Origin of the sequence: Bartonella sp. AP30XZML, from assembly GCF_042195945.1 — a bacterium.
Classification (GTDB): domain Bacteria; phylum Pseudomonadota; class Alphaproteobacteria; order Rhizobiales; family Rhizobiaceae; genus Bartonella.
The window spans coordinates 1-5,649 of record NZ_JBHIPJ010000034.1; the positions used below are offsets into that span (position 1 = coordinate 1).

General features: G+C 35.7%; 4 protein-coding genes. All 4 read left to right on the forward strand.

Going from position 1 to position 5,649, the window contains the following annotated elements:
- The first annotated feature begins 1,808 nt into the window (after nt 1-1,808).
- The 4 genes from ACFIL2_RS02170 to ACFIL2_RS02185 all read left to right on the forward strand — a co-directional run bounded on the left by ACFIL2_RS02170 (nt 1,809) and on the right by ACFIL2_RS02185 (nt 5,421).
- Nucleotides 1,809-3,047, forward strand: a complete 1,239-nt coding sequence (locus ACFIL2_RS02170; protein ID WP_375680165.1) for a DUF2087 domain-containing protein — start codon at nt 1,809-1,811, stop codon at nt 3,045-3,047.
- A gap of 510 nt (nt 3,048-3,557) precedes the next feature.
- On the forward strand, nt 3,558-4,496 hold the full coding sequence (locus ACFIL2_RS02175; RefSeq protein ID WP_375637053.1) for an MFS transporter: 939 nt from the start codon (nt 3,558-3,560) through the stop codon (nt 4,494-4,496).
- Nucleotides 4,497-4,722: 226 nt separating this feature from the next.
- Nucleotides 4,723-4,887: a hypothetical protein gene (locus ACFIL2_RS02180; protein ID WP_375634983.1), complete on the forward strand. Its 165-nt coding sequence runs from the start codon at nt 4,723-4,725 to the stop codon at nt 4,885-4,887.
- A 114-nt stretch (nt 4,888-5,001) separates the two neighbouring features.
- A complete protein-coding gene (locus ACFIL2_RS02185) occupies nt 5,002-5,421 on the forward strand; it encodes a DUF2087 domain-containing protein (RefSeq protein WP_375680166.1) in 420 nt (139 codons plus the stop codon).
- Nucleotides 5,422-5,649 lie beyond the last annotated feature (228 nt).

Consider the following 5,649-nt stretch of genomic DNA (forward strand, 5'->3'; position numbering starts at 1 on the left):
TTCCAAAAAATTGTGAGGTGTATGAAAGGGATAATGTTGTCAATATAACTGATAAAACAGAATAAAGAACGGCGTGGGGGGCGTGCTTTCTTTATGGTGTATAAACGCATATAAAATGCATTGCTATAAACATATCATAAAAGAGAGAGTAACATAAAAAAAGCCGTGTCAAATGATATGACGCGGCTTTCAAATAGCGTTTCTTATTGATTAAAATGAATCATCCACAATGGAGTAATGAATGCATATATACAAAACGTATCATATTGCAAGCGCTCTATGAGAGATATGAAAACTTATCAAAAGAAACGTAAATGGTGCGTATGATCTTTAATCACTCATTTGAATGAGAGAGCCTATAACGCTTGTTATGGCTATCAAACGTATCAAACAAATCAAAATGCTCGATAGCTTTAACAATCCAATCAAAAGCAAATGCATATTCAATAAATATCTGCAAAAAACGTTCTTTTTACATTTGGAAGCGTTGGTTTTTACAAAGCAGCTTTTCATAAGATAAATAAACAAACGCTTTTATAAAGTGTAAGGTTTTTAAGATTTTGCTCTGCTGTGAAAGCTAAATCTTAGTTTTCTCATAAATGAAACGTTTTTAAGAGCAAATGATAACTAAGTTATAACTGTAATAAAAAAGAGTTTTAACGTTTCTTATAAAGATCTCATTTTATGTTTCAAACGTTTAAACGTGCATTTAATGAGGTTCTCATAAGCGTATTTGTACTTTTCATTAAAACCTAATTTCTTTAAATATTAGCCGGTCTATTTTTGGAGGCATTATCTTAGAATAGAGCATTCTTTAAACATTACAGCTTTTGACTCAAAATTAAGTAAAAACCCATACCTTATGATGTTACAATGGTTTTGAAGTTTGTTTGCTTATCTTTGTCTTAATAGCTGCCCCCAAATTTGGAAAGAGCTCATTTGGTTTCGTATTTTTAAACTATAACTTTTAAAATGTTTTTAGTACCAAATCTAAAGTAGATAGTTATTCTACTGCCATGGCATTATTTGCCTCCATTTTTTTGTGGAAGCGAATAGTTCCATTCTTAAAGACTAGCCTGCAATCTATTCATTAAAAGGCTTTTCATTTCATAAGATATAGCATTTTGAATTTCATGACCTTTATTTCCTACCTCGGTAAAAAAATACCGTGGTTATAAAATCGATCTTGTCTTTAAATCCTTTTATGCAATCTTTAAAATGTTCGGTGTTATGATGATGCTGTTATGACAGCTCTCTATTTTGCGCTCGCCAATTTTGGCGAATGTTAATTTGCTCTTTTATGTGATTAACAATCCAATCTTTAAAACAAGATGTGATCTTTAAACGTATGTTATCGATATTTTCAAACGACTAAATTTAAAACAATGTGATTTGTGCTGTGATAAAAACGTATCATAAAATTTATGAACTGTTATGAATGATATCGGCTTTTCATTTCATATGAACGTTTACATGCGTTATAATATTTACATTATGATTTGCTTTTTATGGTCTATTCATACATGGCAATCTTATATAAAAATAGTCAAATGAATCACGTATAAAAGTGTGGATTCTTAAGTGGATTCATATAAAATAACTTCACACAACCTATTGACTTTATTGTGTTTTTTGATATGATATCGAATATCAACTTAATGGGCGCACAATCCGGCTTCATGAAAAAACAAAACATCTCTTGCAGAAAGCTGCCACACCAATGCATCTTCAATACCCGCTAGAGGATTCAATAAAGTTTCTTGTAAAAGCAGGAATGCTACGATTGCTCACATTATAAGGATAAAAAGATGCAGCTGATAAGACCTGGCATGGGAACAGAAAATAGTGCTCAACTTATCCATACGCTTATTCAAATGGCAAGACCGCGCACAGTCATTGAAATCGGTGCTGGTGATAGTACGCGCTTTATCGCAAAAGCACTTCAAAAAGCGAATTTATCATGGCAACAAGATAAAAAGCTTTTAGAATCCGCCATTTGGGAAGAGCGCACAGCGTTGCTTGATCCTTCAGGAGTCCTTGAGAATTACGAACCACGGCTTATCACAATTGATGATTTTACAGTAGAAGGTCAATCAGCAGAAGAAGCATGGCAAGAACTTCTTAAAGATAGCATTAAAAAAGACACTGTAACATTTATCAATGAAAATTTTTTCTCTCTTGATGAAAGCACCCTCAAATCTTGGGCGCCAATAGATTTTGCTTGGATTGATGCAGGAACCCCCGCAGATGATGTACGATTTGTTCTAACCCTTTGGGAACATATCACACCTGGTGGTTATCTTTGTTTGCATGAACCAACAATGATAACAACAATTGCTCTCAATGGCGAACAACGGGTTCGACGTGTTAGAACCCCTATCTGGGAAGAACTCCTCTATCGGCTTGATGGCTCCTATGAGGCTTTAACACTCCCCGAAAACCACAAATATCGCCAAGGTGGTCTGGGAATTATTCGCAAACGCACCCCAGCCGAACAAATTGTACGCGCACAATCACTACAAGCAGAACTCATAGAAATCAATGAACTTCCCATTCGCAACGATCTTTTGCCCATGGGAAAAGAAACCCTTCACAAACGCAATACCCGCAATTCACTGATCTCTGCCATGACATCACCGACACTGCGCGCTGTTTATGCCACCATCATCCTTGGTGCAAAAAATCTTACTGATATCCTCAAACATGTCGATTCAGATGCCAAAAACATTCACAAATCCATCAATCGCCTTTTGAATCTTGGACTTATTCACAACACAACAGAAGGATTTCAAGCCGAAGAGACAGTGTGGAAAATGCTAGAAAATAAACATGAACGGAATAGGGAAAATTTAAGCGACCGCCATTTAGAAACAGAAGAGATGCTATCAAAAATTGGTGAAGCCTTTCAAATGGGAAAAACCTATAGCGAAACGGAAGTTTCCAAGATATGCAACCTCTTTACGATAGACTTTGCCCGATTACGACGCACTCTTGTTGAGAGAGGTTTTTTACAACGCCATGGAGGAAAATATCAACGTATGCGCTAAAAGAGAATTGAAAAATGATTAGCGAACGCTATCGTTTTTCTTCTCTATTTCAAGAGAATGAATAACCTTCCACTAAAAAAATGTAATTTCATTAAAAGGTTACAAAATCATTCATCCCATTCATATGTTGACAATCTATGGAGATGAGATTAGCGTGCTCTCTTCGCAAGAGATGCAATGGGGAGGAACAAGAGTGCGGGATGTCAATTGGTTATTAAATAGGGTTAGAAACAGTCAAACCCATCAGGAGAAGATATAGGATCAAGGTCTCAATGATCTTACGATTGTTGCGCGAACATCCGGGCACAGTGTTGTTGCTCAATCCAAATCATACTCGATATTTCTAAAAACATCGTAGAAAAAACAATATTCTTGCATTGGACTGGCTAGTGAATCAAGAAAGATACTATTTCAACGAAATGTGCACAGCAAAAACAGGGCTGGCAAAACTTCCTCAAAAGATACAACAAAATGTCTTTGATCATTTAACAACACTTCTATGGAAATTCCATGGGCAAAAATAAAATAACTTTTTTCATCTATAGCACAGTTTTTCTTTCTGAATTTTCCTTTTTCTTTGTACTCCCTCTGCTTGGAAACTCTTCTCTCATAACTGCTGCCAATGTTGCTTTTTATCTCGCTGGATCAGTACTCCTTGAAAGCATTCTCATGGTAACCACAACGGGTTTATTAGAAAGATTTTCGCGCAAACTCTTAATGGCTACCGCCTTTATTTTAAGGAGTAGCGCTTTTGTGTGCATTATCCTATCGCTCACACCTTCTGCATGGTTGATCTTTTTTACCTTAATGGCTTTTTCGAAAGCAATTTCAAAGCCATTTTTGAGAGAAATTTTATCAGAACATCTCAATAAAAATGCTCTTAAGCGCGCATTAACTCTCTATTCTTTTTTTCAAAATGCTGCTGTCGTTATCGCCCCTCTTGTTGCAACGAGTGCTATAAAATACAACGCATCGACCTTCTTAATGGCTTTTTTTGCACTCCTTGGTTTGTATCTTTGTGTTCTATCCATTCAAATTGTTTATCATTACCCGCATAAAACATTATCTCTTGAAAAGAATAAAAAAACAAAAAAAGCTCTTCTTTCTTCTTTAAAAACAATAATACATAATCGTTCTATTGCTTATTTGCTGGTCACGGCTTTGCTTTGTGCATTCCTCATGGGAATTTTCATCACCACCACAACACTTCTCAGTAAATTTGACAGCAATCTCGCCCCTTATAGTGGAATTTTCTTTTCAATTGTTGGCATCAGTATTTGTATCTGGCAAGGAATAATCAATAAACATCTCAGCCTTTCTGATAAATCAACTTTCTACCTATTATGGCTTATGGGAAGTTTCTCCTCATTTTTCCTCATGGGTGGGGTCTTTACCGCTGTGACTGCATTAATTGCCTACAGTGTCTATGAATCTGTCATGATTCCATGAGATATACTATCAAGCAGGGAAAACAACCTCATCCCTCTCTGCCAGCGTTCTTTTTAGTTATATTCTTGTTATTTCAAATATTGGCCAAGCTGCCGGCTCATGGACAAGTGGATGGATCATCAGCCATTTCAACAATCATATCGCTTTCACCTTTTGCATAATTGTTGGTGCCTCCGCCTTTGCTTCTTGCCTGTGCCTCATGCAAACTAAAAAATAAGCAGCTTCCATGTCACATATAATTTTTGCAACCGGTGGCACAACAAGAGTGCCTAAAACACTTCGCCATAAATGGCTCAATTATGATTTTGTAACACACTCTGCGACAAAAAAGCTCAAAACGGTCTTTAAAGATTGCTCTGTAAACTCCGTTGCAAATTGTCTCATAGCTTAAAGGATTATGGGGTAGACAAGCGTAAGGTAGCTACATTCTGCACGAATAATATTCTATTGATATCCATGTGCAATACAGCCAAATCATTTTTCTTATAATTCGCTCATTTCTGCCATGACCTCACCGACACTACGCGCTGTCTATACTGTTATTATACTTGGTGCTAAAATTCTTTCTGATATCCTCAAACTTGTCAATTCAGAGACCAAAAACATTCACAAATCTATTAATCGCCTTTTAAACCTTAGTCTTATTCAAAACACAACAAAGGGATTTCAAGCAATCGATAAATTATGGCAAGCGCTAGAAGATAAAAATGTACTAAATATGGAAAATTTTAGCGATCGCCATTTAGAAACAGAAGATATACTTACAAAAATTGCAGAAGCATTTCAAATAGGAAAAAACTATCGCGAAACAGAAACATCAAAAATATGTAGCCTTTTTACTTTAGATTTTGCGAGATTAAGACGAACCTTGGTGGAAAATGGATTTTTAAGACGATATGCAAGCAAATATCAGCGCATACGTTGAAAGAAAAAATTCAAGTATTTGAGTTTTTCTTGTGCAGCGTTTTGTTTTTTTGTTTTCTGTAAAGAGAATTTAGGACAGCTATGCGCCCCCCTTAGTATTTAGTGATATAGATAGTTTGGAGTTCAATGAATTATTTGCAGTTTTTTTGTTACAAAAAGTTAGCGGATTGTTTTGAGGATTTGGCTATACAGGCTACACATAAGACAAAAGAAGAGATGACATAAGAGC